Genomic DNA, 26,373 nt, shown 5'->3' with positions numbered 1-26,373 from the left:
TCGCCGCCGCGGCCGCCGCGCGCGCCGCGGGCCTTCGCGCCGGCACGACTCTCGCGGCGGCGCGCCGCGCCGCGGCCGCGGCTTGCGGCGTCGAACGCGCGCGCCTCGCGCTCCACGATCCGCGTCGGCTCGCCGCGTCGCTGGCGTCCCCTCTGGGCATCGAGGGCTGACGATGCCGGCGTGGACAACCGGCCCCTCCGGACGCCGCACCACGTGGAGGCGGCGCTCCCCGGTGCGCCCGATCGCCGAGGTCGTGGCGGCGACGCCGCTCACGGTCGAGACGTTGCGGCTCGCGGTCAAGCAGGAGCGCCGCGTCTCGGAACAGCCCGTGGTGGTCGAGATCGGCCAAGTCGAGTCGCTCGGCGTCGAAGGGCTCTACGACGTGCGGTTTCTGCCCGCGCGCGTCCATCTGCGCGACGGCAAGACGGCGCACCTCGACGACACGTTCGTGGATGGGGCGGCCCAAGAGAGCGGCGGTCGCTGGCGCGGGGCGGTCACTTGGATCGACGCGCCCGAAGGGACGCTGACGCTGCGGGTCTCCGGCGAAACGCGCCCCCAACCGGGGGAGCGCTTCGAAGTCTCGCCGTTTCCGTTTCTCGCCGCCTTGGACCAGTGGGCCGCCGGCCTGAATGAACTGCCGGCGGACTTCCTGGCGCTGAACGGCGCGCGGAACTTCGCGGCGTTCGCCGAACCGCTCAACGAGATGGGACCTCCGCCGCAGGGTCTGCGCCCGGCGCAGAAGGATGCGTTCGCCGCGGGAGGCCGGCGCGCGTCGATCGTGTGGGGCCCGCCGGGCACGGGAAAGACCAAGACGATGGCGGCGATCGCCGCGGCCCATCTCGCCGCCGGCCGGACGGTCCTCGCCGTTTCGACGAGCAACGCCGCGGTGGACGTCTTGCTGCTGGCGATCGACGATGCGTGCAAGGCACACGCCCTGCGCCTGCCCGAAGGGGCCGTCATCCGCGCCGGCCGCCCGCAGGACCGTCGCCTCAACGAGGATCCGGAGCGGAAGCACTTGCTGCGCTGGACGGAGACGCTGGACGCCTTCGCGAGGGCGCTCGCGGAAGTGGCGGAGGGTCAGCGTCGGGTGGCGAACGAGCTGGCCGCCGCGCCGTCCTCGGCGACGGAGAAGCGCGCGGCGCTGCGCGTCCGCGCCGTCGATCTCGAGCGCCGGCGGAAGAGCCTCGAGACCGAGCGGAGCTTCGTTCTCGCCCGCCTCGCGCAGGACGCGCGCTGCGTCGCGACGACGACCACGTCGTTCGCCCACTCCGACGCGATCGGCGGGCGCGGCTACGACGTCGCCTTGATCGACGAGGCTTCGATGGTCCCCGCGGCGGCCCTCTGCCGGCTCGCGGGGGCGCAGGTCGGCGCTTGGTGCCTGGGCGGCGACGTCATGCAGCTTCCGCCGGTGACGAAGGGCTCGAGCGAGACGGGCGTCGCGCGGGCTTGGTTCGGCTGGAGCGCGCTGGACGCCGCGGGGCTGCGCGATCCCGCCGCGCGGCGCGATCTGATGCAGCGGGGGGCGATGGTCCTTCTCCAAGACCAGTTCCGCATGGCCCCCGAGATCTGCGCGGTCGTCTCCGACACGTTCTACGAGGGCCGCCTCAGAACCTTCGGAACGCCCCCCTCGCCGCCGCGGCTTCCCCAATGGCCGATCGAGCCCCTCGTCCTCGTTCCGCCGGCGGAATGTGATCCGCCGCCGGGCGCGGGAGAACTCGCGCCGCAGCCGCAGAAGGCGGCCCACGGCGCCGTCTGGGACCGTTCCGCGGCCGTGGCGCGCGCCCTCGTCGAGGCTCTTCTGGCCGACCCACTCTTCTCGGGTTCCGTGCTCGTCGCCAGCCCCTACGCGGCGCAGGCCCGGCTGCTGGCGAAGACGATCGCCGCGCTTCGCTCCACTCGGGTGCGGGCCGGGACGATTCACCGCATGCAGGGCTCGGAGGCGGACGTGGTCGTCTTCGATCCCGTCGAACCGAACGGCTGGTTCTTGACGCAGAGCGAGGATTCGGCGCGGCTGGTCAACGTCGCGTTGAGCCGTGCCCGGGCGCAGGTGTTCGTTCTGTGCTCCCGCGCGGAGCTGGCCATGCACCCTTGGCTGGCCCGCTTCGCGGCCGACGCCACCGAGTGGGTCCCGAACTGGACGCTCCTCCCCAATTCATAAGCAGAGTGGCTCCTCCTTTTTCTGGTAGACTCGCCACTCAGGCCGCTTGGGGGTGTCGTCGTGCCGAAGACGCGGGGGAAGGCGTCGGTGGCTTGGCATTTGGCCATCGACGAGACGGGACGGTTCGAAGATCCGGCGCAGTCGGTTGCGGTGGCGGGGTTCCTGTCGCGCACCGGCCTGCGGGCGGTCTGCGGGTTGAAGCGAGGCTTTCGGAACGCTTTGCCGACGGTCCCGTGGCCCGTCCACGGCCGCCTTCTTGCGCATCCGCTGTTCGAGCCGTGGCTGGTCTTGGCGCAGGACGGCGCCAAGGACCGGGACGCCGCGGCGCTGGAACTGGCGCAGGCGGCGAAGCGAGCCATTCAGAGCGTTCAGCCGGACGCTTGGACCGGCCTGATCAAGAGCCCCCGCCGCGCTCTCTCCCGCCCGCTCGCCGACGCGGAGATCGCCTTGCGCCGCACGCCGACGGGCTCCGCGGTTTTGGAGAAGCTGCAGGCGCGCACCGTCGAGAGACGGGTCCTTGCCCTCGGAGTCGTCGAACGCCTTTTTGAGGAGGCCGAAGACGAGGCCCCGGGAAGCGCGCTCCTCGTTCTCGCCGGCGAAGACCGTCGCGCGGCCGCCGCCGAGGGGGAGCCGCCGGGCGCCGTCGATTCGACGCGCTACCTGCGGCTTCTGCGCTTGGCGTTCCGCCGCGCGGCGCTCCACGTCGCGTCGCAGGGGGGCGGGTCGCTGACCGCGCTCGTAGCGAGCCGGAACGTCCAGGACGGCGCTCTCGGCGCGGTGGTCAGGCTGAACAAACCGCTGGTCCGCGGACTCGCGGAGAAGGCGCTCGCCTCGATTTCCGGGGTCTCGATCGATGACGTTTCGGTCGTCGATTTCGAGGACGGCGAGACGGATCCACGCCTCGTCGTCGCCGACCTGTCGGCGTATCGCGGAGGGCGCGCCATGGGCCGGCGCAAGTGGCCGCTCGCCCGAGTCGAGGAACAGATCGAGCGCTTCTGCGGCCTGCCCTCGCGGGACGTCCCGCACGACGGCGGCCCGCTGACCGCGGCGTACGGGCGATGCTCGACGCGGATCGACGCGGCGCTCGGCCGCGGCGACGGGGGGGACGCGCCGGCCGACGAGAATGGGGCGGCGCTGTGGGCCGTGCAGCAGGCGGACGAATGGATCGGCCGGATCGAGGCGGGGGGCGTTCGATGACGTTGGGCGAAGCGCTTCGGGTCTTCATGAGCGGCCCCGACGAGGACGAAAGGGAAGCCGCCGCGGCGCTCGTGCTTGAGGTCGCGCAGCACATGGCCCGCGCGGTATTCCACGACGACGCCGCGGCCGACGAAGCCGCGGCGCGCTTGGTCGCGCGTTTGCTGGTGTTGCCGCCGTTGGAGGACGGCTCCGACGCGGCGGCGCGGGCGTACATCAAGACCGCGCTGACCCGATCCGCCTGCGATCGCTGGAACGACGAGGCCGGGCTGGTGTCGCTCGACGAGGAACTTCCGGTGTCGGACGACGGCAAGACGAAGCGGCGCGTCGTCTTGGAGGAGCCGGTTCCGGAGTGGCATCCCTTGGACGAGGCGCGGGCGCGGCAATGGCTCGACGCGGCGCGCGAGGTCGTCGTCCGGCGGGTCGTTCCCGACGCGGTGGACGGCTCGCCGATGCTGCGCGAAACGTGGGCGTGGATCGAGGCGATCGGAGATGGCCGGGCTTCCCGCGAGAGGATCGTTGCGGGGCTCGCGGCGTCGATGAATCCGAGCGCCAAGCGGGCGGCGCAGAACCGCTTCGCGCAGCGGGTGTCCAGGTTGTTCCGGGCGTTGGATCGGCGCGTCGCGGATCTCTCCGCCGATGAAGGGTGGACCCGCGAAGAGTACGAGGCGGCTCGCGCCGTCTTGGGGGATCTTCGCGAGCGGGCACGGATCTGAGCGCGCCGTCAGCGCGGCGCGAATTGTGCGTCTCTAGCTTGACGGCGCGGTTCCTGGCCGGGCCGGAGGAAGCAGAGAATGGTTGAGCGGCGCGACAGCGACATGAACCAGCTCGGGCTGGAGGACTGGGCGCAGGTGGGCGAGCGTTTCGTGGCCCTCGCGCCCGATCCCGTCGGGCAGGGCCGGGGTTCGTCGGCCGTGGCGGTCCCGTTCGCGGACGAGGCCTATCTGGCTTCGCTGATCCCCTCGTTCGGCCGACTTCCGATACCGGAGCTGGAGGAGCAGGGCGCGTTCGTGAACGTGCCGCGCGACCACCGCGTGCTCCGCGTCGTCGGGGCCGACCGCGTCGCCACGCGCCCCGCCGAGGCCTCGCTGCAGCGCGAGGACGCCGAGAGCGGCGGCGTCTTGATCGATTTCGCCGCGGCGAGGGCGCTCGTCGTGCAGCGCGGCGATGTCGCCGTCGAGATCCAGCCGGCCGACGAGGGGTTCAAGCTGCTGCTGTTCGCGCCGGCGCCGGCGCTCTACGTGGCGACGCCCCCGTTGCCGATGCCGCATCTGGAGCGGTGGGCGGCGGAGCAGGGGGATCGCTGGCTGGCGGCGCGGCTCGAGCGGACGCTGGCGCGGGGCGACGCTTGGTCGATCGCTTCCGCGGTGGGGATGTACGCCCGCCTTCTGGAGCCCTCCGCCGAGAAGGCCGGCGAGGCTGTCCGCGCCGCCCTGGCCGGGCAGGTGCCGGCGCACGCGGCGCTGCCACGGCGGTACGCCATGTCCCTGCAGACCATTCAGCTGGAGCACGTGACCCGTCTCGCGCTCGTGAAGGTCGAGGACCTGATGCGCGCGCTCGACGTCCTGCCGCAGGGCGCGGCCTTGGCGGCCGATCGAACAGGCTTGCTCGAACTGGCCGAGCGGCGCGAGGAGCTGGAGTGGGGACGCACGACGCTGCGCTTCGCCGGCACCGCAGACCGCCTCACCACCGTCGTCGCCGCCTTCGACGAGGACGCGGCGGAGTGGACCGCCGCCGCGCCGCTGACCTTCGAGGAGGTCTCGGCGCGCGAGCCGCTGCGCCGCGCCGGGCTTCGCGATCCCTGGGCGTGGTGGCTGGGCGGCGGCAAGCCGGAGCTCGGCGAATGATCAGGCCGCCGCTCGCGCGATCGCCGTTGCTCGCCGGGCCGTGGCTCTGGCCCGCCGAAGACGACCCTGAAGGGATGGACACCGCCCGCCGGCTCGCCGGCGTCGCGGGGCCCTCGAATCTGCAGCCGGGGGCGGTGCTCATCCTCGCCGTGACGGGCGGCAATCCGAGCCTTTGGAAGCTCGTCTTCGGCCGCGGGCCGGCGTTGCTGCACGACGTGGACTTCGACGCGACGACGAGAGCCTACTGGGCGGACATGGCGGGCGTGGTTTCGCGGACCCTGCCCGTCCTCTGGTCCGAACTCGAGCCGATCCGTCGCCAGGTGCCGCGCGCCGTCTGCCTGGCGTTCGCGCCGCGGCAAACCGACCGCGTCGTCCTCCCCCCCGAACGGCTCGAGGGGACGTCGTTCGGCGTGTCGTTCTACCTCGCGGCCGCGTCGCTCGCGCTCAAGCGCGGCCTGCGCGCCGACGTCGCCGCGTCCGCGGCGATCGACGACGCGGGCGAAGTGCACGCGATCGACGACGACGGGCTCAAGGCCAAGATCGAGCTGCTGGCCGTGTCCGCCCCGCGCGTGCGGCGGATCCTCGTCGCGCACGAGAACGCCGCGGCGGCACGCGAGGCCGCCTGCGGGCGAATCGAGGTCGTTCCGGTCTCCAACGGCGTCGAGGCCCTCCGGGAGGGGTTCGCGGAGGATCTCGTGACGAGCCTCGTAGCGGCAGGCAGCGACGCGCGGCGCCGGGACGAACTCGTGGACGCCTTCTTCGAGCTTGCGCTCTCGCGGCGCGACGCCGTCCCCGACTGGACGCCGGTGCGCAACGCCGCGAGAATCGCGCTCGAATCGTGGGAGGGGCTGGACCCCGCCGGGAGCGCGCGCCTGCGGTTTGCCGAGGCGGTCGCGGCGCGCCACGAATCGAACGAGGGCGACTTCCCATGGCCGGACGATGAGGTGCTCGAGGGGCTGCCGCGCGACCGAAAGGACAACGTCCTCGCGCACGTCGTCCAGCAGGCAGCCGACAACGCCGTTCCGCCGCCGGAAGATGCCGAGGCGCGCGTTCGTCCGCTGATCGGCGCGAAGGGCGACCGCTCGAAGGCGCAGCTTCGGTTGGTCGGCGCGCTCGGCCGGTTGCTTGCGGTGACGGGACGCCCGCGTGACGGGTTGGCTTCGCAGCGGGAAGCCGCCGAAGAGTTCGCCGCGCTGGGGGGGGATGGTCTCCTCGAGATCTCCTTCCCCCTGTCGTCGTGGTATCGCCTGGCCGGGATGTTGCGCGACGGCGCGGCGTTCGACGACGCCGAAACGCTGTATCGCACCGTCGCCGCGCGCGGCGACCTCGGCGCCGGGATCGAGTACGTGGAGCTGGCCCGCGCCGGCGCAATGGTGCGCTTGAGCCGCCGTCTTGGATCCGATCCAGAAGCGACGCTGCGCCGGATCGCCGGCGACACCAAGCGGGAGAGCCATCTCCGCTGGTCGGCGGCACGCAGTCTCGCGGCCCTGCTGCGGATCGAGGCCCGCATTTCCGAGGAAGACGAGATCGAGACGGCGCTCCTGGCGGCCGGGCAGTGGCCGCGCAACGGCGCGGCCGCCTCCGCGCTTGCTCCGAGCGACGTGCGGACGGCCAAGACCTACCACGATCTCGTGCTGCTCGACCGCGCCGTCGAGGCGCAGGACGCATCTGCCGCGGCGGCCGCCGCCGAGCGCGTCGCCGCTGCCGAACCTGGCCTCTGCAGAAACCTGTTCACCGCCGCCGATTCGATGGGCGCCGACCGCGCCGCTCACTTGGCGGAGGCGTACCCGTACTGAAGACCATGTCCGCGCACTCGTGCGCGCGACGCCATCGACGGACTGTGACGCTGGACGGGCGTCGGTGGAGAACATGGGGAACGAAGAGGCCAGCGTCGAACTCGGGGGTGATACGTGCCACGACTGTTGGTTTCGTTCGACATCCCATCGATCCACCACTTCGTCTTCGGCACTGACTATGCACGCGAGGTCCGTGGCGCCAGCGGTCTGATTGACGAACTGAACCGCGAGACGATTCCGCAGGCGCTCGCCGGCGCGGACGGCGAGGTGGTCTACGCCAACGGAGGAGGCGGTCTCATTCTCTTGCCCAATGTCTCGCTGGAGGACGCGGAAGCGCGGATCGCCGCCGCTGCGGCCGAGACTCGGCGCCGATCGGGCGGCGCGCTAGTGCTCCAGGCCTCTGCCGTTCCCTGGGGCTCGGCTCAGTCGTTCGGAGAAGCGCTGGCGACGGTTGTCCGCGCGCGCAATGCTCGTCGCCGCGGCGGACGGGCGCCGGCCGGCGTTGTCTCGTTCCCGTTCGTTCGGCGATGCAAGTCGTGCGGCGAGGAAGCCGCGTCGAGCATCGTAAGCCTGCACGGGGCAGAGCACGCGATCGGTCCGTCCTGTCTCGCGAAGCGGGATTGGTGGGATCGTCATCGCCAGCCCGGATCGAGGTCGCCGTGGTCACGCATCATCGCGACTGTCGCGCCGGAATTCTCAGGGGATGCGGACGAGCTGCGGCCCGAGGACTTTTCGTCGATCGCGGAAGAAGCGAAGGGGCGCGGCGGGTATCTTGCCGTCGTCTACGCCGACGGCGACCGGATGGGCGAGACTGTTCAGCGCATCAGCGGAAAGGACGAGTACCGCTCATTCGCGGCGGCGATCGACAACGCGGTGTTCGCCGCCGTTTCCACGGCGCTCAAGGAGTGTGCGTGGAACGGCGCAGGAAGCAAGTCTCTGGCGGACGTGTTGCTCGTCGGCGGCGACGACGTCGTCGCGGTCGTTCCCGCGGACGCGGCGCTTCGCTTCGCCTGCCGACTGCAAAGCAAGTTCTCGGAGGAAGTGGCGAATCGTCTTGTCGGAGCCGGGCTGGAGGAAGCGCCGTTCAACGCCAAGTTCAGCTTGTCGGTGGGCGTCGCGTTTGCGCGTGGCAGCCAACCCTTCCGAGATGTTGTCGCCCGCGCGGAAGAGCTTCTTCGGTCCGCGAAGAGGGTCCAGCGACCGAGCGGCGAAGGGGGGATCGATTTCGCCGACGTCTCCCAGACGTCGCTCGTCAGCATCGAAGACGCGCGCGCGGCGGCGCGGCGCGAAGACGACGCCGAAGTCATTCAAACCTATTGTCGCCCGCTGACGCAGTCGCAGGCGGTCAAGTTCCTGAGTACGGCGGAGTCGCTCGTCGGTTCTCTGACCAAGAGCAAGATGCGGCGCGTTCTGGAATGTGCGTGGGATGGCCCAATGGCGGGTCGATTCGCGATGGCTCGCCTCATTGGGCGTTTCCGGGCGAACGAAGTCGCTCAACGCGACGCCCTGGTCAACGCGTTGAATGCCTTCGGTGTCGCCGCGGACTTGGGATGGAAGCACCACCGCGACAACAAACGGGAAGTGTGGATGAGCCCGCTTGGCGACGTCGAAGAACTGCTTCCCTTCATCGAGAGGTGACTGTGTACGAGGCATCGATTCACTATCGGTTGGTGTTCTTGGGGCCCGTCGCCTCGGGATCGGGAAACGCGACCGGGCGCGCCGACCACGGCATCGCCCGCGAGAACGGAACCCCGTTCATTCCCGGCTCCCAGATGCGGGGCATCCTGAGGCATCGCGTCGAACAGGTAGCGGCGCTCTTCGGCGCGGGCGTCGGCGCTGTCGAACGCCTCTTCGGCGCGGATGGACAGGAGCCCGCGCTTCGCTTTTCCGATCTCCGGGCTGCGGCCGAAGAACCGGGATGCACCGAAGTGCGGCAGCGCGTGTCCATTTCGCGGCGAACCGGAACGCAAGTGTCGGGACGGTTGTTCAGCATGGAGGTGTGGCGGGTTCCGCAGTTGTCAGGGCGCGTGGACATCTTCCACTCTGGCAACACGTCAACGGCCGATGCGGATCTCGGTGTGGTGATCGCCGCGCTGCGCCTCGTCGACGCGGTCGGACACGCTCGTTCGGCGGGTCTTGGTTCGTGCAAGGTGGAGCTCGGCGAGGTCTCTGTGAACGGTTCTCCGGTCGACTTGGCCGGTCTTCCGGCGTGAGGGGGGCTATACAGTGCTGAAGCGATACGTGGTCTCTGTCCGCCCCTCGGAGCCATTCAGCGTCTCGAAGGACCGCGAGCGGTACTTGTCCAGCAGTCTGGACTTCTTGCCCGGCTCGGTCCTGCGCGGCGCGTTTGCGACGGCATTCCTCCGGCGATACGCGAAGGACGGAACGTTCCGGCGCATCTTTGGGGACTGCGGGAACAGATTTCCGTTCTGCTATCCCGGTGGCGCCGGTGCGCGTCCGGTGCCCCTCTCGACGCTTGCCTGCAAGCAGGAACCGCGGCGGCATCCGATGGTGGACGGCTTGGGCGCGTTTCTGTTGGATCGCGAGCCGACGTCGTGTCAGGTATGCGGGGCCCGGCTCACGGCTGCCGCGGGGCATATTGAGCGAGACGGACGGGCGGCGGTTCGGCCGCGACGCAACGTTCGGATGCACGTCGGTATTCGGCCAGAAACAGGATCGGTCCGCGAGGGCGCCTTGTACGGCGTCGAGGTCGTGCTTCCGGAAACAGTCGACGACACGGGGCGGGCGGCGCCGCTCGTCCTGTGCGGCGATGCGCTCTTCGACGATGCCGATGCGGCCATTCTCTCTGGTATTGCGGGGACGCCGCTGTGGTTTGGACGGTCCCGTTCGTCGGGGCTCGGGCGGGCGACGGTGTCCATCAATGAGGAGCAACCGGATGGAGTCGCGGCGCGCCTCGCCGCATGGCAAGACGCTCCGTGGGCATCGCTGCACCAAGGGACATGTTTCGGCCTGACGCTGACGAGCCCGGCAATTCTTGTGGACGAGGCGCTCCGCGCTCGTCGCAGTCTTGCCGAGATGGTTCGCGGCTCGTTGGGCGTCGTGGATGCCGCGGAGTTCAGCGACAGCAAGATGGTTCGCGGCTGGAATGTGGCGGCCAATCTGCCGAAATCACCAGACCTCGCTCTATCGGCTGGATCGGTCGTGATCGCGTGGTCGACGCTCTCGGCGACGGCGCTTGCGATCCAACTTGAGAACCTTGAGTGCAGCGGAATCGGACTGCGCCGGAACGAGGGCTACGGCGCCGTGCTCGCGTGCGACCTCTTCCCGGTTCAACAGGGGGCGTGACGATGAATGTGCAACGTGAGATCGACAAGATGCTCAGCGAGAGAAGAGCGGAGATCGAGAAGCTCGGCGCCCTCGCGGTGATTGACTTTGGCGACGGGGGGAAGGCCCAGATGGCCGCTCTGGAACGCGTTGGTCTTACCGCCCGGACGTTCACCGAGACGATGGCGTTCGTCAAGCGGCAGTCCGGAAAGCAGCGGGAGTGGCAGGGTGACTTCTGCAGGAGACTGCTGTCTTTCCTGCGAGCGATGGAGGCGGATGCGCTGGAACGCGCCGGGTCGCACGAGGCGCTGGTGCGCGACGACTGGCCCTCGAAGCTGGGCGGAGCGGCGCTGCGTTTCGTGGCCAGCGAGTATCTCTATCAACTCGTTCAGCGGCCCGCGCCGGTCGCGAACAGCGGGCACTGAGATGGCGGATCTCGTCGCCGTGGTGGACCGGGACCTGCGTCTCGCGGCCGAGGAGTTCGTTCAGAACTATGTGGACGACCTCAAGAGGGGAGGAAGGTCGGCCAAGAACCGTTTCGTCTCTGCCTCCCAAGTGCATCGCATCGCGAAGGTGGCGGCGTCGGGCGGACCGGGCGCGCTGCTGGCTCTGGCCAAGAAGCAGGAAGGCAAGGCGACCCAAAAGTACAAAGAGTTCTGGAAACTCCTAATCGACATCCTCAAGGAGGACCACAGCGCGCTGAAGGCCGCGTCGGCCGCCTGCAAGAAGAACGGATTGGAGTGGCGCCTCGCGGTCGTCCGCCTTCTAGAGTTGATCGCCGTCGAGATTGCCTTCCGCAAGAAGGACGTCGCGTGAACGGGAAAGGAGTGCCGATGTTGTCGCTTCGTCATCGAGTGGTCATCGAGGGTGTGCTGTCGTGCAAGACGGCGCTTCATGTCGGGAGCGGCGAGGAGGGCGTCGCGGCCGCGGACAAGGGCGTCATGAAGTCGGGCGACGGGGTGCCGTTCGTTCCCGGATCATCGTTGAAGGGTGTCTTCCGTTCCACGGCCGAGCGGCTTGCCGAGTTTGTGGGCATGACTGCGTGCCTGCTTGAGCCGCACGCGCAGTGCGTCACTGCAGATCAGAAGAAGGGCGAAGCCGCTCGGAAACAGATCAAGGACGCCACCGGCGCGGCCGTGGACGGGCTTGTGGCAGCGAATGCGTGCGACATATGCCGGTTCTTCGGCGGCCCGCTGGCGGCGGGGCGGATCTCATTCACGGACGCCGTGATCGATCCGGCGTCGTGGCCCGGCCGAGTGGAAGTGCGCGACGGCGTCGGCTTGGACCGCGACTCGCGCACTGCCGTCGAACGGATCAAGTTCAACTTTGAGGTGGTTCCGGCCGGCGCCAGATTCCGTATCCGAATCGTGGCCGAAAACGCGACGAATCAGGAGAGGGCGCTCCTGTGGGCCGTTCTCTTGGAGTGGTCGCGCGGCTTCAAGCTCGGCGGGATGACGTCTCGCGGTCTCGGCGACGTCGTGCTTGAGGACGTCAAGGCCCAAGAGTACGACCTGACCACGGTCGCGGGACGTCGCGCGCTGGTGCTCGGGGATCCGGGCAAGACGATCGACGAAGCATCAATGCGGGCCGCGGTGGAGTCGGCGGTCGTCGGCAACTGAGCAGGGGGAACGATGCTGAAGAGACTGTTCTGCGATCTGCGGCTTCCATACACGATTGAACTGCTCGGCCCTACTCTGATCAAGTCCGGCGTCGAGACGGTTGTCGGTCCCGACATGGTGTTCGTCACGACCGCGGGACGCGGCTCGTCGGACGCCCCTGAGATCTACTTGCCGGGCACCAGCCTGAAGGGCGTCGTGCGCAGCCACGCCGAGCGCATAGTGCGGACGCTCGCCAAAACGCAGCCCGGCGTCTGCGCGCCGTACGATCGGGAAAAGACTTCGCCGGATCAGTGCTGCAATTCGCGATTCAACTGGAAGGCATCGACGCCGCGGACGACGATCTACAGTCAGGCGTGCCTTGCGTGTCGCTTGTTCGGCGCGCTGGGGTTCGCTGGACGGGTGGCGATCAGCGACGCCTATTTGACGCAGGACTCGAAAGTCGTGCGCGAACTCCGCGACGGCGTGGCGATCGACCGCAAGAGCGGCGGTGCGGCGGCTGGGGCAAAGTTCGAGTTCGAGGTCGCGGTGTCCGGGAAGTTCGCGGGAACGATCGAACTGACGAATTTCGAGAGCTGGCAAGTAGGTCTTCTCGGCGTAGTCCTGCGGGATCTGGAGAGCGAGCGGCTGCGCATCGGCATGGGCGCGTCCCGTGGATTCGGGCACGTCCGCGCTTCCTTCGGCGACGTCGAGCTGCGCTACCCGGCGCCGTTCGACGACGGTACGTTCCGCGGCATCGAGCGTATGGCCAGCCAAGGGGAGCGAAAGGCGTACGAGTTGCTTTGCGGGACGGCGCAGGCTCCGGCCCTGGCGGCGGCAACGGCGGACGGCCTATTTAGGGTCCGGCGAATGCCGTGGGCGGACTTTGGCCGGTTCGTCGACTTCGGCATCGAAGAGTTCGGGACGGTCGTGTCGAACGATCCGTGGCCCGGGGCGCGGCCATGATGACGGGAACAGTCTTGTTGGGTGCGGATATGCCGCAGGCGTCGCTGCCGGAACTGCTCGCGTCCGCGCGAGTTCCGGCGGATGCTTGGGTGCTCTGCGAGGGCGACGATGGCGTCGTGTGCTCCGCGGCTGGCGGCGTTGATCGCTCCGCGATGGCGGTCTGGCCTCAGGGACGCGTCTTCTGGGATGCCGGCGAACTGCGGTGGCGAGCGCTAGGCACCGGGACGGTGCGGGTGGTCTTCCTCGGGGAGGCCGCCGAAGTCGTGTCGCTGCCGCAACTCGGTGCTGCGCGTGAACTGCGCGAGACGGAGATGCGGCGGCGTCCGGTGGTACTGCGCGGCATCGACGGGATCGATTTTCGCGCGGGCGAGGAGCCGTCGGACGGCGCGCTGGCGAAGGCGAGTCTCGTCGAGTACGTGACGGCCGATGGGGACGTCGCGTTTGCCCGCTTGGCGGGCATCAGTGCGAGGGGGTGAGAGATGCCCGTTGGGGAGGAGTTCCTCAACCCATACAGGATTTTGAAGCGGCCAGGAGCCGGACCGGTCAGAGTGCCCAACAGAGACGATCTGCGGTCCTTGAAGGGGTGGTCCGGAGTCTTCCATTGTTCCCTGACGGCCTTCACTCCGCTGGAATTGAAGGGGGTTAGCCGGCGGCAAGATCAGACGGTCCGCTTCAGCCAGACGCCGGTGATTCCGGGGACGAGTCTGAAGGGGATGGTGCGATCGGTCGCGGAGTTTGTCGGGCGCGGCTGTTGCTCCATCGGCGAGACGGCGACGGACGGAACGTGGGGAAAGTGCAGAAGCGGCGCTGTCTGCGTCACCTGCGCCATGTTCGGGATGCAGCACGGTGGACGAGCGCTGCGCGGGCGCGTCCGGTGCGACGATGCGACGCGGGTGCACGCCGGTCCGCTTCAAGGCACGTTTTGGCTGTACAGCGGGAGTCCGAAGACCACGCATAGCGCGTTTTATTCAACAGCCGACGGACAGAAGTTCTACCACCACCAGCCGACAAGCGTCGTGCCTCGTACCGTGCCGGCCACGAGGCCGAACGCATTTCAGGTCTTTCCAGTGCGCGTCGGTTCGACATTCTCGTTCGACGTGCGTTTCGAAGGGCTGACGGATTCGGAACTGGCCCTGCTGCACTACGCAGTCCAGTTGGAAGACGGCATGCTGCATCACCTCGGCCGTGGGAAGCCGCAGGGCATGGGCAGTGTTCAAGTGAAGGTGTCGTCGATGGAGGTCTTTGACGCCGCGGGCTTCTATCGTGGGCGGACGAAGCCGTTGGACGCGCTTCCGGCGGCTGTGGCCGCGGCGAGGATCGCGATCGAGAAAGACGCAAGTCCGGAAATGGAGGACTTCCGGCGAATGATGTGGTGGCGTCCTGCTGATTCGAACGTGTACAGCTACCCGTCGCACGAGTGGTTCCGCACGCCGGGGAACAGCGCGAAGCCGTTGCGGTCGGTTGGGGATGTAATCCCGACACCGTTCGTGCCGGGTGCCGTCTCGTGCCCAGTGGCGCCCGTTGCGGGGGATGACGAACCGCTCGAGGCGACGAGTGCGATCAACACCTTCGCGAACTGCACGCTCTTCCTGCGTGATAGAGGCAAGCCCATTATCGCCGCGCAGCACCAAGGGAAAGACGTCGGCGTGGCGATAGCGGCGGATGCGCTAGAACTGAAGGCCAAGTATCTTGCGGACGCGTGGGAGCACTTCAGACGGACGGGAAGGTTGAACGTGCAAAGCGTGTCGGTGGAAGAGATCGGCAACCTCCACCGAATCAAGAAGATTGTCTTGTCCTAGCGTCTCGTTGAGATCAAGCGTCAGAGACCCCGCGCGGCGTTGTCGCGCGGGGTCCTTTGGTGTCTGCGGTGCGCTGCCGCTCTGCGACGGCACAGCGCCGGAGAGGGGAAACTGCGCGCGGGTCCGCGGAGCGAGCGGCGGCCGTGTCAGCGCCGCGTGACGGTCGCGTCCCCTCCTCAGCGGAGGGATGCAGATATGGGTCAATTCGGTTCTCCGGTCGATATCGTCATCTTGGCGGGGACTGTCCTTCTTTGGATCTTCTTCGTCGGTTGGCCGTGGATGCGGCTGGGGCGGGAGATCGTGCGGCCGTCGGTCGAGGAGTGGGGCAAGGTCAAGAAGCAGATCGACAAGCTTGATCGCGCCACCGCGTTGGGCATGAAGACGTGGAGCGAGGCGACACGGCAGGCGTTGGGGGTCGTCCTGACGAACGAGCCGGGGAAGGGTCGGCTGGCGAACGCGCCGATTGCGGCGGAGATCATCGCGAGCCAGGGCGAGGGGCAGGCGCGGGCGCTGCGCGCGCTCTCCACGCTGAGCATCCTCTGCGGACTCGTCGGCACGGCGGCGACCTTCTGCGCGGCGTTCCTGCCGACGCTCTTTGGGAGCGCGGTCGATGCGCGCGGGATCGTCTCCCATCTCGGCCTGATCTACTGCGTCAACGCGATCGCGATCCTTCTGGGGGCGTGCCTCTTCTCCGCGCATCGGAAGCTCCGCCAAGACGCTGAACGCGCTGCGGCCCAGGCAATGCGCGTCATCTCCGGTCTCGAGGAATGCGAGACGTCCGAGGAGGACGACCGGCTCTGCCTGCTGCTCGACCGGGTGTGCGAGAAGCTCGGCGACTGGTCGGCCGAGGCGGTCGAGGAGCAGACGCGCAAGTTCGACGAGGTGGTGGACGAGGTCCGCGGCCTCGCCGGCGGGATCCGCGAACTGGCCAAGGAGATCGTCACGCTCAACAGCAGCGCCGACGGCACGACGCTCGCCGCGATCCACGAGGTCGGCGGCGCGGTGGAGAGCCTCGCCGACCGGATGAACCAGGGGCTGCAGTCGTTGGCGCAGCCGTTCCTGCAGGGCGTGCCGGCCTTCGAGGGGATGACGCGGGTGTCGGACGAGCTCGTCCGGCTGAGCGAGACGCTGCGCAGCGACGCGCTGCGGGACGCGGTGGACGGGCTTTCGCGGTCGTCCGAGCGCACGCAGTCGGCCGTGGAACGGCTCGAAGCCGTGGCGCAGTCGATTCCGGACCAATTGCGCGAGGCGACGTCGTCGATCGAGTCCCGGACGGCCGCGGGCGTCCGGGACGGCGCGGCGGCGGGGTTGGCCGAGGCCGCCTCCCGCTTCGACGCGGCGGCGCGCGGGGCCGGCGAGGCGGTCGCGGCGCAGATGCGCGGGCTCTCCGGCGAAGTCGCCGCGGCGCGCGCGGCGCAGGCGGCGGCCGCGGAGGCGCAGGGTCTCGCGCTGAAGAGCGAACGCGCGGCCGTCGATGCCCTCGCGGCTTCGGTCAAGTCGCTGGAGTCGGCGCTGCGGGATGTCTCGCGCGGCGCGGTCTCGGCGCGGGCGTTCGCCGAGTTCCAAGGATCGGTCCGCGACCTGCAGGGACAGATGGCCCAGCTCGCGGAATCGATGCAGAAGCGGCCGCGCGGCCTCTGGATCGGAGCGTGACGATGCTGCGCCGCCGCTCCTCGGAGGATCACGAGAACCCGGCGTGGCCCGGCTTGGTGGACCTCTTCGCCTTCGGCATGGTGCTGATGGGCGTCCTCTGGGCCGCCGCGGCGCCCGGCGCCGAGGCGGGCGACGCGCGCGCGGATCTGGAGAAGGCGCGGCAGCGGATCGCGGAGCTGGAGTCGGAGAACGCCGGCCTCAAGTCGGTCGTGAAGGGGGCGGAGGAGGCGCTCGACCGCCTCGCCCGCGCCCGCGCGCAGGCGCTGCTCGACCAACTGCGGGCCGCGATCCCCGCGTCGGACGTTCGCTTCGGCGACCTGCTGCCGGACAGCCCGGAGTTCGCGATCGAGGCGGTCGGCGGCCGCACGCCGACGTTCGACAAGGCCAAGGCGATCCTTCACGACGAGGACCGCGCGCTTCTCGTTCGGGCGGCCGAGTTGCTGGGGCGGCACGTCGCGGCGGATCCGGCGCTCACGCTGGTGATCCGCGGAACGGCCGACCCCCGTCCGCTGACGAGCCCCGCGCACCCGCGGGACAACGTCGAGCTCTCGGCGCTGCGCGCGGCCGACACGGCGAAGGCCCTCGGCGCGGGCTCCAACGTGATGACGATGGGGAAGCTCTCGGTCGTCGGTCTCGGCGAGGTCGGGCGACTCGAACCGTGGGTGGCCGACGCCGACGCCGCGTACGCGAAGTACCGCACGGTGCGCCTCTCGCTCCTGGTGCGGAAGGACCTGCTGCGGGTCGAACCGACGGGGCGCCGCTGATGTTGCCGCACGAGGGCGCGGAACTCTTCGGGCGCGCCGCCGCCACGCTGGCGGACTCCTGCCTGGCCTGCGAGCGGGCGCTGTCCACGGCCGTCGCGGCCGCGCAGGAGCTCGGGATCGCCGCGGAGGATGTGGCCGCGCTGCGCAGCGCCCGGCGGGAGCTGGACAGGACGCGAAGCGCGACGCTGCTCAAGCACCACTCTCGCGTCCTCGGAAAACTCCTCGCCGTGCCGCGCGCCCCCGGGGAAACGCTGCCGCGCGTCACGGAGCGGATGATCCAGGACTTCGCGGGGATTGCGGAGAAGAGGGCCGAAGTTCTCTTCCGCTGCGCGGGACGGCTGACGGCGGCGCTCGACGTGCTGGGCGCGGTCGATCTCGAGCGCGCGTCGCTCGGCGAAGACGCCGCGCGCCGCACGGCGATCGTCGCCTTCGCGAGCCCCGACCTCGCCGAGGCCCGGCTCGCCGCCTTCGCCGTCGGCGTCGCGCGGCGGACGGCGGTCCGCGAGAGTTGCCGTCGCACGGTCAAGGTCGGCGCGCTGCGCCTGCGCGATCTCGCCCGCGCCGCCGCTCCCTCCGACGGCGAGGCGCTCGGCGCGTTGGGCGATCTCGCGGAGCGGTTCGCGACGCCGCTCCCGGCGGCGAAGACGGCGCCCGAATCGCGCCGCCATTGCCTCGAACTCCACGAGGTTCTGGCGACGGCGCGCGACGCGGTGACCGCGGAGTCGTGGGACGCGACGCGCCGTCGCTGCCGCACCGGCGCGAGCGCGGGCTGGAAGGCCGCCCGCCGCGCGCTGCGCGCGGCCGGCGAGCGCTCCGCGGCGCGCGCGGTCGGCGTGCTCGAGGGGGGATCGCAGGGCGAGGACGGCGATCCGCTGCCGGCCGTCGAGCCGCTCGGGGCGGTGATGGAGCGGATCGGCAAGGCCTACGGGGAGTGGCTGGGCTGGCCGGATGCGGCGACGGCGGACGCGGCCGCGGAGCCTGTCAGCGAAGGCGCGGCGGCTCGTCTCTGAATCGGAGGAAGAGGATATGACGGGACAGCGGGACAAGGTCAAAGGCGTGGTGGATCTGGTCTTCTTGATCGACGCGACGGGCAGCATGGCGCCCTGCATCTCCGCGCTCAAGGAGAACATCGGCGTCTTCATCGACTCGTTGACGGCGGGCGACGCCAACAACGCGCGGCCGGTGAAGGACTGGCGCGGGAAGGTCGTGGGGTTCCGCGACTACGAGGTGGACGCCGTGCCGCTCGTGGACAACGTGTTCGTGCGGGACGCGGCCGAGCTCAAGGCCCAGCTCGCGGCGTTGGAGGCGGCCGGCGGCGGCGACGAGCCGGAGACGCTGCTCGACGCCCTGCACGTCGTGGCGACGATGCCGGAGACGCCGAAGGACGAGGAGCGGCCGGACGCGTGGCGCCGGCGCTCCGAGGCGGCGCGCGTCGTGGTCGTCTTCACCGACGCCAGCTACAAGCCGACGCTGCTGCGCAAGGGCGTGGTCGGCGGGACGTTCGACGACGTGCGCAACGCGATCGAGAACGCGCGCATCATGCTCAACGTCTTCGCCCCGGACATGAAGTGCTACGACGAGCTGTCGCAGATCCAGCGGGTGGAGTACGAGCCGATCCCCGGCGCCAACCCGCAGGACGCGCTGGCGCAGTACACGGCGGACCAGGAGAACTTCCGCACGGTCCTCTCGCAGCTTGCCCGCACCGTGTCGGGCAGCGCCGTGGCCGACCTGGAGCCGGTCCAGTGAGCGCGCGCGGCGTGGCCGACGTCGTCTTCTGCCTCGACCGCTCGGGATCGATGCTGCCCTGCCTCGAGGCGGTCAAGGCCCACATCGCCGACTTCGTGCGGGGGCTCGGCGCGGACGGCCAGCGGCAGTGGGACCTGCGCTTCGACTTCGTCGCCCACTACGCGGCCGGAAAGCCGCGCGGCGGCGCCGTCGTCGGCATGTCGTCGGCGTTCAACGAGTGCGTGATCGACCAGCTCTACCTCGGCCAGCAGGGGCGGCTCTTCACCAACGACGCCGCCGAGTTCGCGCAGGCGATCGGGCGGATCGAGGTGATCGGCGACGAGGCGCCGCTGTTCGCGCTCGACACCTGCCTCGACTTCCCGTGGCGCGACGCCGCGACGTGCCATCGCGTGGTCGTCATGCTCACCGACGAGCCGCTCGAGGACGGGCTGTGCGTCAAGGAGCAGATGGAGCGGATGCCCGACGTGATCCAGAAGATCCGCGATCTGCGGGTGATGCTCTTCCTCGTCGGGCCGGAGTCGGCGGCGTTCGACCAGCTGGCGACGGTGGAGCGGAGCGAATACGAGGTCTGCGGCAAGGTCGGCGACGGCCTGGCGACGGTGGACTTCAGCCGCGTGCTGGCGGGGATCGGGAAGTCGGTGTCGGCCTCGCGGATGCAGGTCGGGCAGCGCGCCGAAGTGCGGCGCGGGCTCTTCGGACAGGCGTCGTGGGGTCCCGCGAGCTTGCCGGTGAACGCCCGGCAGCAGCGTTAGGAGAAGGGCATGGCTCGAAATCTGCGCGAAGGACAAACGATCGACGACTTCACGGTCGAGGCGCGTCTCGGCGGCGGCTACTTTGCGACGCCGTTCCGCGCGACCGACAAGACGGGACGCCGCGTCTTCCTCAAGCAGTACAAGGTGCCGACGTCCTTGACGCCGTGGTACAAGGGCTACATCGCGTATCAGGCGGAGATGCGGCGGCGCATCCAGTCGTCGGACGCGAGCCGCTACTGCTACGAGATGATCAAGTTCTTCGAGGCCGACTCCGGCGGCCCGTGCTACTTCCAGGCGTTCGAGTTCCTGGATGCCGGCAAGGATCTCGACACGGTACTGGATGTGGCGCGTCGGGACCCGTCGGTCGCGTCGTGGGCGCGGCGGCTTACCTGGGCCCGCGTCTTCCTCAAGGGTCTGGCCGTCCTGCACGCGCAGAAGATCGTGCATACGGACCTCAAGCCGCCGAACATCGAGCTGCTCGAGGATGCGTCGATCGAGGCCGGCTACCGCGTCAAGCTGATCGACATGGATTTCACCGTCCTTTCGGACGTCAAGGCGCCGTGGCACGACGATCCGGGCAACAACTACGTCGGCACGGCGAACTACCTCTCGCCCGAGCACCTGTCGGGCGCCGTGCCGACGGAGGCGTCGGACGTCTTCACCGCAGCGCTGATCGTCTGCGAGATCCTGGCGCGGGGCGGGCATCCCTACGCGGCGGACGACCCGAAGAACTATGCGACGGCCGTCCGCGCCCACGCCGTTCATCCGAAACTGCTCGAGCGCATCCCGGACGCCGACGGCGCGACCGAGCGGCTCGAGGCGGCGCTCTTCGCGGCGCTCGACCCGACCCCGGCGGCGCGGCCGACGGCGGCCGATCTGCACGCGGCGCTCCTCGGACGGCCGATCTCGATTCCCGCGCCGCGCCCGCTTCCGCCGCCGCGGCCGCCCGCGCCCGACGCGCCGCCGCATCTGGGCGGGAACGTGCCGCTGCGGCTGGTGATGCGGCGCGACGGCGGCGCCGACGTCGTCGTGATCACGGCGACGATCGACACCACGCTCGGCCAAGGCCGGCTCCTGGGCGCGGGCGACGACGCGCGCTGCTGGTCCTCGGTGCAGTGCCGGCTGATCCGGCACGGCGAGAAATGGTTCCTCGAGCCGGATTCGTCGGCGAGACACGCGACGCTCCTCAACGGCAAGACGCTGGACGGGACCGAGGAGCTGCACCCGGACGACGAGATCTCCGTGGGCGACGAGAAGCGCGCGATCAAGAAGCTCCCGATGCGCGTGGAGATCGGGGAGACCGTCGATGCCTGACTGCCCGCGCTGCGGCGGTTCCGGCTACGCGCCGACCGCTCCCTGCCGCGACTGCGGCTTCTGGGACGTCGGCGTGCTCGTGCTCCGCTCGAGGGCGACCGGGCAGGAACGGCGGATCACGGCGAGCGTCGGCGCGCCGATCGGGCGCGGGCTCCTCGCCGGGTTCTGCGGCGAGGACGCCAAGTTCGCGTCCGACGAACAGTTCCGCGTCGAGTGGCGCGAGTCGAGCGGGGGATGGGTCGCGTTCTCGCCGTCCGCCCCCCGCAACCGCTCGTTCCTCAACGGCGCGCCGCTCTCCGACACCCCGACGCCGATTCAGGACGGCGACGTCATTGCGCTCAAGAGCGACCGTCTGGCGTTGGAGGTGCGGATCGAGCGGACCGGCCGCCACAGCGCGCCGACGAAGCGCGGGTGAGCCCGATGAGCGTGAGTGAGGACAGACGGTGGACGACGTTTTTCGAATTCGCGCAGGTCGTCTGCGCGAGCCGCTGGAGTCCGCTCGAAGAGGGCAGCGCCCTGTGGGCGGCGCTTCGCGTGCTCAACCTGAATCGTTGCTACGCTCAGCCGGCCCCGAGGAAGGGCGTGCGCCGGAGCGTGGCGAAGCGCGGCCCCCGACAGGACGACGGCGGCGCCGCTCTCCGAAGTGCGATCGACAAGGTCGCTGGCGTCGCGACGGACTGCGATCGCGAGACGGCCTACATGCGGATCTACAGCGCCATACCAGAAGGCGCAGCGGGTGCAGCACCGCTCTCGGACGAGAAACGGCCGACTCCCGCATCGAATCAGGAATTCGCGGCGTTCGTCGCTTTCTTGGATGCGTGCCGCCGGCCGGAAATTCAGAACAGGACGGCGGCGAACGCCTCACGGTACAGACGCGCGTCAATTGATACTTCGGGGGAGATCCCCGTGCCACCCCGCGGCGAGACATCGCACGGGGGAATCGGCGTGAGGGCGCGTGCCGCTGCCGTCGCTCGCCGCGCGCTGGCTCGAGTGGCGCGCCATGTTGCTTCGTCGCGTGCGGAGGAGCTTCCGCTGAGGGCGGAAGCGGATGGGGCATCTGCGCCGGCGCAGCCGCGCGGCGCGTCGTCAATTGCCGCTACGGATGCAGCGGGGGCGGAGGCTTTGCCTGTCGTGGAGGCTGACGCGTCCGTCGCGACGATGGATTCAGCAGCGCTGTCGGGAGCGGAGAACAATCTCCCAAGTCCTCCGGTGGATGCGCCCGCCGCGACGATGGCGGTCGTCGCTCCGGGCGTCGTTCCTGTTCCCTCGCCGGTGGCCGTATGCACCCTTGGCGGCGCGCTGCAGGAGGCGCTCGACGTGCCGCCCGAGGCCGTCGCCTTGGCGCTGGATGAAGAGACGCGCGCGGAACGGCGGCGGCGGGCCGCGGAGATCGCGGCGCGGCTCGACGCGGACGCCGCGGACGGACGCCTCGCGCTGGCGCCGTTCGCGGAGCCGGTCGCGCCGGGCGGCCTCGTGCTGCGCGGCGGCGAGGCGCTGCGGAACCGCGAGATCTGGGCGATCGGGGACATCCACGGCGACCTCTTGGCCCTCGAGTGCTGCGCCGCGGCGATCGAGCGCGCGGCGGGCGACCGGCCGCACGTCGTCCTGCTGCTCGGCGACCTGATCGACGACGGTGCCCTCTCCTACGACACGATGCTTCGGGCGATGGAACTGCTGGGCGACGCGCCCGACCGATACGCGCTGCTCGCCGGCAACCACGACGTCGCCCTCTCCTACGACGAGGCGACGGGGACGTTCGCGTCGGACGTCGAGCCCGGGGACTTGGCCGACGATCTCGACCGGATGGGGGAGGACGAGGCCGTCGTCGCCGCGGGGCGCGCCTATGTCCGGCTGATCGCCCGCGCGCCGCGCGCCCTCTTCCTGCCCGACGGAACGCTCGCGGCGCACGGCGGCGTGCCGCAGCGCGATCTCTGGGACGGCCTGGCGACGCCCCGCGACCTGGACGACGCGCTCTGCCGCAACGACTTCGTCTGGTGCCGGGCCAGCGAGCGCGCGCGGCGACGCCTGCCCTCGCGCGCGATGCGCGGGGCGGAGTTCGGCTGCGAGGACTTCGCCGAGTTCTGCGCCTTGGCCTCCGGCCGCCTCGGGATCCCCCTCGGGCGGATGCTGCGCGGCCACGACCACTTCGAGGGGCGCTTCTGCCTCTACGAGCGCTACCGCACGAACCCGATCGTCGGCGTCAACGCCTTGAGCCGGCGGCTCGACCGCGAGCTCTTCGGCGCGTTCGCGCGGCGTCCGGTCGTCGCGCGCTGGCGAGCGGGGGAGGCGATCGACGTCTTCCCGGTCGCCGTGCCGGACGCGGCGGTGGAACGTCTGTTCGGCGGCGCGAAAGACTCCGCGGGCGCCGCGGCCGACGACGGAGGCGCCGCCGCCGCCGCCACGAACGCCTCGGACGCCGCCGCCTCGGACATTTCCGCGACGGCCGTCTCCGACGACGACGCCGCCTTCGCCTCGGATGTCGCCGTGGAACGGGAGCGCGGAGAATGACGGAGCCCGAGGGGCGCGCCCTCCTGCGCTGCCGGCGCTGCGGGGCGACCGGCCCGCGCGAGGCCGGGCCGCTGGTCTGTCCGGACTGCGGCGCGCCGCTCGCCTACGACTGCCCGCGGCACGGCCGACTCGACGGCCCCGAGTGCCCCCTCTGCGCCGCGGCGCGCGCCGAACGGGCCGCGCGCGCGCGGCTGGAGGAAGCGATCGCGCGGGTCGTCAGCTCCGACCGTACCGCTCGTTGAGGAACTGCGCGGCGACGGCCAGCTCGACGGGGCGCTTCGCCGTCGTCAGCATCGCCGCCCGCGCGCCGAAGCCGCTGCGGTCCACGTACTCGGCCACGATCTCGCCGTCGCGGACGCGGAAGCTCCGGTCGCGGATCGCCCGCTGCCCCTCGTACGGGATGGTGTGGCAGCGGGTGACGAACCGATTCTCGCGGCAGACCCGCTCGAGGTACTCGCGGAAGCCGTCGGGGAAGTGGTCGTCGCGCAGGCGGACCTCGGCCGGCGCGTCGGCGTTCGGCGGGAGGCTTCTGGCCGCGGGGTGGCGCAGGCGGAAGCCCTCGAGGTAGATCTGGCCGATCGGCGCCAGCGCCCACAGCGACCGGCCGTCCTCGTTCGGGACCTCCTCCAGCAGCACGCGCAGCGCCGGCTCGACGTCCTCCTCGCGCCGCGCGACGACTTCGCCGTCTTCGAAGGCGCAGAGGTCGTCCGCGAAGCGGCCGAGCAGCTCGAAGTCGAACGAGACCGGCATCGGCGGGAATTCGATGATCTCCGGGAACAGCTCGAACTTGTAGTGCACGGCCACCCCGAGCGCCTGGCCGATCAGCACCGCGACCGCGATCTGGGCCTTGAAGCCGCCCGTCGCGTTGATCGCGACGAACCGGGCGTCGCCCGCCCGCCGGACGAGCTCGCCGAGCTTGCGCGCCAGGTTGCGCAGGCCGACGGTCTTGAAGAGCCGCGTGTCGTCGTCGCGCAGCCCTTCGATGGCGTGGACCTCGCAGATCGCGCCCTCACGGCCGAAGTACTCGGCCAGCACCGCGCCCACGCGGCGGCCGCTCGGCGTGTCCGAGACGCAGAAATGGAGCTTCGCGTCCCCGGCGACGAGGCCGCGCGCGCGCATGTCCGCGACGGAGTTGATCTCGGCGCCGCACGTGCGGTCGGCGGGATCCTTGCGGCGCAGCTCCTCCGCGAGTTCCGCCGGCGCCGCGCCCTCGAGCGGCGTGTTCTTGAAAGGATTCAGCAGGCTGGTGCCGACGGTGCTGACGAGCGTGTTGGGCTTCACTCTGGTTCGCTCCTTTCGGTCGGAATTCGTTCGGGCGTGTCGCGGCGGCGGCGCCGCGGTCGCGGACGATCGTAACGGCGGGCTCTAAATGGCCGCTCCGCGGCTCCGCCCCTGCGGTCCCGCCGTCGGCCCTGCGCGGGGCGGCCTCGCGCAGGTCACGTTGAAATCCGGTGGGGGATCGCGGCGCGCGCGGCTCCAAATCGACCGCGTGAAACGCGTGGTCGGCAGCGAACCGCCTCAGTCGGTGTTGACGCGCGGCCGCATCGATGGCAACTCGCCGTGCTCCAGCTCATCGACGGTGAGATGTCTCACTCCGCGTTCTTGCGCGGCTTCATCGATGACTCCTCGAACACGTCCATGTCATGCCCCCTTGGCGGGATCGCCGGCGTCCATCAACTTTCCCACCCTGTCGTTCTCGTCGATGAACTCCAGCGCCCTGAAGTAGAGGTTGGCTGTCGCCTCGTCGACCGCCCCGCCGCTCTCGCACATGTCGATGAACTCGCAGATTCGCTCGCAGCACGCGCCGTAGCCGTCCCGGCCCATCGCGATCACGCTCCTGTAGAGCGTCTCCTGCCGCGCCTCCAGTTCGGCGGTCTCCTTCGGATGCGAGATCCGCCACGCCTCCGTCGTGCGCTCGAGCTTCAGCGCGATCTCGAAGAACTCGCCGAACCAGCTGATGTACTTCGAGCCGTTCTCGAGCGCCGTGTCGATGTCGAGGAGGCCGCTCCGCGCAGCCTCCTTCCGAATGTCTCGGTTCTTCATGCCTCTCCCTTTGCCGCGCCCGTCGGTGACGGAAGCGGGCGCCTCAGTCCGCGTTCGTGCGCGGCTTCATCGATGACTCGCCGCCGCCCTCCGCGTCGTGCGCGCCGCGCGGGTGTCTCAATCCGCGTTCGTGCGCGGCTTCATCGATGACTGGGCAAAGGCCGGAAGCAGGCGTACGACGGCCCGGCGTCTCAATCCGCGTTCGTGCGCGGCTTCATCGATGACCGAAGACCGCCTCCGCCGAGAAGGCGGTCCCAACGTAAGTCTCAATCCGCGTTCGTGCGCGGCTTCATCGATGACCGAGGCCGGGAACCTCGACTGCTACGGCCGTGAGTCCCGGTCTCAATCCGCGTTCGTGCGCGGCTTCATCGATGACGAAGGCCGTGGGCGGCGCGATCCGGTTCGGCGGCAAGTCTCAATCCGCGTTCGTGCGCGGCTTCATCGATGACGCCTCCATCGCCACCGGCAAGGGCCTGCTGGCCTTCGCGTCTCAATCCGCGTTCGTGCGCGGCTTCATCGATGACTCATGGTCGAGGGGAGCGTGGCCTCCCTCGGCCACCACGTCTCAATCCGCGTTCGTGCGCGGCTTCATCGATGACAGGGGCATGGCGAAGCGGCCTGGGCGGCGAAAGCCTCTGGTCTCAATCCGCGTTCGTGCGCGGCTTCATCGATGACGACGACTGGAACGTCGTCATGTGGATCCGGCCGCCGTTGTCTCAATCCGCGTTCGTGCGCGGCTTCATCGATGACACGATTTCGCTCATGCCGGTTATGTACGGCGCGGGAGTCTCAATCCGCGTTCGTGCGCGGCTTCATCGATGACGTCAAGCGTCTCACGGAAGCCACGGAATCCGGGCGCTGAGTCTCAATCCGCGTTCGTGCGCGGCTTCATCGATGACGAGCCCGTTGGGCTCTGCAAGCTGACCGCGCTCGTCAACGTCTCAATCCGCGTT

25 protein-coding genes and 1 CRISPR repeat array are annotated in these 26,373 nt (G+C 70.0%); of the genes, 23 read left to right on the top strand and 2 right to left on the bottom strand.

The annotated features are described in order from the left end of the window. The first annotated feature begins 172 nt into the window (after window positions 1–172). The 23 genes from LLG88_12785 (at window position 173) to LLG88_12675 (ending at window position 23,619) form a co-directional block, all read left to right on the top strand. Window positions 173–2,158 (top strand): AAA domain-containing protein, encoded by a 1,986-nt coding sequence (locus tag LLG88_12785; protein MCE5247781.1) that lies wholly within the window; start codon window positions 173–175, stop codon window positions 2,156–2,158. Window positions 2,159–2,245: 87 nt separating this feature from the next. Further along, entirely contained in the window at window positions 2,246–3,355 is a 1,110-nt protein-coding gene (locus LLG88_12780; GenBank protein MCE5247780.1) for a hypothetical protein, read from the top strand. Continuing rightward, the gene (locus LLG88_12775) at window positions 3,352–4,068 is read left to right on the top strand and encodes a hypothetical protein (GenBank protein MCE5247779.1); all 717 of its coding nucleotides are present in this window, start codon (window positions 3,352–3,354) and stop codon (window positions 4,066–4,068) included. Before LLG88_12780 ends, LLG88_12775 begins: the two co-directional genes overlap by 4 nt. A gap of 78 nt (window positions 4,069–4,146) precedes the next feature. After that, window positions 4,147–5,199, top strand: a complete 1,053-nt coding sequence (locus LLG88_12770; protein ID MCE5247778.1) for a hypothetical protein — start codon at window positions 4,147–4,149, stop codon at window positions 5,197–5,199. Window positions 5,200–5,273: 74 nt separating this feature from the next. Next, window positions 5,274–6,995 (top strand): hypothetical protein, encoded by a 1,722-nt coding sequence (locus tag LLG88_12765; protein ID MCE5247777.1) that lies wholly within the window; start codon window positions 5,274–5,276, stop codon window positions 6,993–6,995. Between the two features lie 126 nt (window positions 6,996–7,121). Further along, the gene (locus LLG88_12760) at window positions 7,122–8,633 is read left to right on the top strand and encodes a hypothetical protein (protein MCE5247776.1); all 1,512 of its coding nucleotides are present in this window, start codon (window positions 7,122–7,124) and stop codon (window positions 8,631–8,633) included. After that, window positions 8,630–9,208 carry an RAMP superfamily CRISPR-associated protein gene (locus tag LLG88_12755; GenBank protein MCE5247775.1) on the top strand — a complete coding sequence of 193 codons (579 nt, stop codon included), beginning with the start codon at window positions 8,630–8,632 and terminating at the stop codon, window positions 9,206–9,208. The genes LLG88_12760 and LLG88_12755 overlap by 4 nt, the downstream gene beginning before the upstream one ends. Before the next feature lie 13 nt (window positions 9,209–9,221). Beyond that, the gene (locus LLG88_12750; protein ID MCE5247774.1) at window positions 9,222–10,301 is read left to right on the top strand and encodes a hypothetical protein; all 1,080 of its coding nucleotides are present in this window, start codon (window positions 9,222–9,224) and stop codon (window positions 10,299–10,301) included. After that, window positions 10,298–10,705, top strand: a complete 408-nt coding sequence (locus LLG88_12745) for a hypothetical protein (GenBank protein MCE5247773.1) — start codon at window positions 10,298–10,300, stop codon at window positions 10,703–10,705. The genes LLG88_12750 and LLG88_12745 overlap by 4 nt, the downstream gene beginning before the upstream one ends. 1 nt (window position 10,706) lies before the next feature. Next, window positions 10,707–11,096, top strand: coding sequence for a hypothetical protein (locus LLG88_12740; GenBank protein MCE5247772.1), 390 nt, complete (start codon window positions 10,707–10,709; stop codon window positions 11,094–11,096). Then, window positions 11,093–11,899, top strand: coding sequence for a CRISPR-associated RAMP protein Csx7 (csx7, locus tag LLG88_12735; protein MCE5247771.1), 807 nt, complete (start codon window positions 11,093–11,095; stop codon window positions 11,897–11,899). Before LLG88_12740 ends, csx7 (LLG88_12735) begins: the two co-directional genes overlap by 4 nt. 12 nt (window positions 11,900–11,911) lie before the next feature. After that, on the top strand, window positions 11,912–12,841 hold the full coding sequence (gene csx7, locus LLG88_12730) for a CRISPR-associated RAMP protein Csx7 (protein MCE5247770.1): 930 nt from the start codon (window positions 11,912–11,914) through the stop codon (window positions 12,839–12,841). Beyond that, on the top strand, window positions 12,838–13,317 hold the full coding sequence (locus LLG88_12725) for a hypothetical protein (GenBank protein MCE5247769.1): 480 nt from the start codon (window positions 12,838–12,840) through the stop codon (window positions 13,315–13,317). Before csx7 (LLG88_12730) ends, LLG88_12725 begins: the two co-directional genes overlap by 4 nt. A 3-nt stretch (window positions 13,318–13,320) precedes the next feature. Next, the gene (locus tag LLG88_12720) at window positions 13,321–14,640 is read left to right on the top strand and encodes an RAMP superfamily CRISPR-associated protein (GenBank protein ID MCE5247768.1); all 1,320 of its coding nucleotides are present in this window, start codon (window positions 13,321–13,323) and stop codon (window positions 14,638–14,640) included. Between the two features lie 231 nt (window positions 14,641–14,871). Then, window positions 14,872–16,293, top strand: coding sequence for a hypothetical protein (locus LLG88_12715; GenBank protein ID MCE5247767.1), 1,422 nt, complete (start codon window positions 14,872–14,874; stop codon window positions 16,291–16,293). Next, window positions 16,290–17,057 carry a hypothetical protein gene (locus tag LLG88_12710; protein MCE5247766.1) on the top strand — a complete coding sequence of 256 codons (768 nt, stop codon included), beginning with the start codon at window positions 16,290–16,292 and terminating at the stop codon, window positions 17,055–17,057. Before LLG88_12715 ends, LLG88_12710 begins: the two co-directional genes overlap by 4 nt. Further along, complete coding sequence (locus LLG88_12705; GenBank protein ID MCE5247765.1) at window positions 17,057–18,067, top strand: hypothetical protein; 1,011 nt, start codon at window positions 17,057–17,059, stop codon at window positions 18,065–18,067. Before LLG88_12710 ends, LLG88_12705 begins: the two co-directional genes overlap by 1 nt. A gap of 16 nt (window positions 18,068–18,083) precedes the next feature. Next, entirely contained in the window at window positions 18,084–18,803 is a 720-nt protein-coding gene (locus LLG88_12700) for a VWA domain-containing protein (protein ID MCE5247764.1), read from the top strand. Further along, window positions 18,800–19,555: a VWA domain-containing protein gene (locus tag LLG88_12695; protein MCE5247763.1), complete on the top strand. Its 756-nt coding sequence runs from the start codon at window positions 18,800–18,802 to the stop codon at window positions 19,553–19,555. Before LLG88_12700 ends, LLG88_12695 begins: the two co-directional genes overlap by 4 nt. Before the next feature lie 9 nt (window positions 19,556–19,564). Further along, window positions 19,565–20,869 (top strand): protein kinase, encoded by a 1,305-nt coding sequence (locus tag LLG88_12690; GenBank protein MCE5247762.1) that lies wholly within the window; start codon window positions 19,565–19,567, stop codon window positions 20,867–20,869. Then, entirely contained in the window at window positions 20,862–21,284 is a 423-nt protein-coding gene (locus tag LLG88_12685; protein MCE5247761.1) for a hypothetical protein, read from the top strand. The genes LLG88_12690 and LLG88_12685 overlap by 8 nt, the downstream gene beginning before the upstream one ends. A gap of 857 nt (window positions 21,285–22,141) precedes the next feature. Then, window positions 22,142–23,377, top strand: coding sequence for a metallophosphoesterase (locus LLG88_12680; GenBank protein MCE5247760.1), 1,236 nt, complete (start codon window positions 22,142–22,144; stop codon window positions 23,375–23,377). Further along, window positions 23,374–23,619, top strand: a complete 246-nt coding sequence (locus LLG88_12675; GenBank protein ID MCE5247759.1) for a hydrogenase maturation nickel metallochaperone HypA — start codon at window positions 23,374–23,376, stop codon at window positions 23,617–23,619. Before LLG88_12680 ends, LLG88_12675 begins: the two co-directional genes overlap by 4 nt. Here the strand turns inward: LLG88_12675 and LLG88_12670 are convergent. Both LLG88_12670 and LLG88_12665 read right to left on the bottom strand, forming a co-directional pair. Next, complete coding sequence (locus tag LLG88_12670) at window positions 23,594–24,658, bottom strand: putative CRISPR-associated protein (GenBank protein ID MCE5247758.1); 1,065 nt, start codon at window positions 24,656–24,658, stop codon at window positions 23,594–23,596. The genes LLG88_12675 and LLG88_12670 overlap by 26 nt on opposite strands. Window positions 24,659–25,018: 360 nt before the next feature. After that, window positions 25,019–25,420, bottom strand: coding sequence for a hypothetical protein (locus LLG88_12665; GenBank protein MCE5247757.1), 402 nt, complete (start codon window positions 25,418–25,420; stop codon window positions 25,019–25,021). 40 nt (window positions 25,421–25,460) lie between these two features. Next, a CRISPR array of direct repeats spans window positions 25,461–26,319; the repeat unit is 37 nt; unit sequence GTCTCAATCCGCGTTCGTGCGCGGCTTCATCGATGAC. Window positions 26,320–26,373: the final 54 nt, after the last annotated feature.

It is taken from the genome of bacterium (assembly GCA_021372775.1).
In the GTDB taxonomy this organism is placed as follows: Bacteria; Acidobacteriota; Polarisedimenticolia; order J045; family J045; genus JAJFTU01.
Note: the sequence above shows the minus strand (reverse complement) of the source record. Positions and strands in the feature narration are given on the sequence as shown.

Bases quoted from the DNA above. Each gene is read 5' to 3' on its own strand.
- LLG88_12785 (MCE5247781.1), top strand. From the start codon at position 173: ATGCCGGCGTGGACAACCGGCCCCTCCGGACGCCGCACCACGTGGAGG.
- LLG88_12775 (MCE5247779.1), top strand. From the start codon at position 3,352: ATGACGTTGGGCGAAGCGCTTCGGGTCTTCATGAGCGGCCCCGACGAG.
- LLG88_12770 (MCE5247778.1), top strand. From the start codon at position 4,147: ATGGTTGAGCGGCGCGACAGCGACATGAACCAGCTCGGGCTGGAGGAC.
- LLG88_12765 (MCE5247777.1), top strand. From the start codon at position 5,274: ATGGACACCGCCCGCCGGCTCGCCGGCGTCGCGGGGCCCTCGAATCTG.
- LLG88_12740 (MCE5247772.1), top strand. From the start codon at position 10,707: ATGGCGGATCTCGTCGCCGTGGTGGACCGGGACCTGCGTCTCGCGGCC.
- csx7 (MCE5247770.1), top strand. From the start codon at position 11,912: ATGCTGAAGAGACTGTTCTGCGATCTGCGGCTTCCATACACGATTGAA.
- LLG88_12725 (MCE5247769.1), top strand. From the start codon at position 12,838: ATGATGACGGGAACAGTCTTGTTGGGTGCGGATATGCCGCAGGCGTCG.
- LLG88_12720 (MCE5247768.1), top strand. From the start codon at position 13,321: ATGCCCGTTGGGGAGGAGTTCCTCAACCCATACAGGATTTTGAAGCGG.
- LLG88_12705 (MCE5247765.1), top strand. From the start codon at position 17,057: ATGTTGCCGCACGAGGGCGCGGAACTCTTCGGGCGCGCCGCCGCCACG.
- LLG88_12700 (MCE5247764.1), top strand. From the start codon at position 18,084: ATGACGGGACAGCGGGACAAGGTCAAAGGCGTGGTGGATCTGGTCTTC.
- LLG88_12690 (MCE5247762.1), top strand. From the start codon at position 19,565: ATGGCTCGAAATCTGCGCGAAGGACAAACGATCGACGACTTCACGGTC.
- LLG88_12685 (MCE5247761.1), top strand. From the start codon at position 20,862: ATGCCTGACTGCCCGCGCTGCGGCGGTTCCGGCTACGCGCCGACCGCT.
- LLG88_12675 (MCE5247759.1), top strand. From the start codon at position 23,374: ATGACGGAGCCCGAGGGGCGCGCCCTCCTGCGCTGCCGGCGCTGCGGG.
- LLG88_12665 (MCE5247757.1), bottom strand. From the start codon at position 25,420: ATGAAGAACCGAGACATTCGGAAGGAGGCTGCGCGGAGCGGCCTCCTC.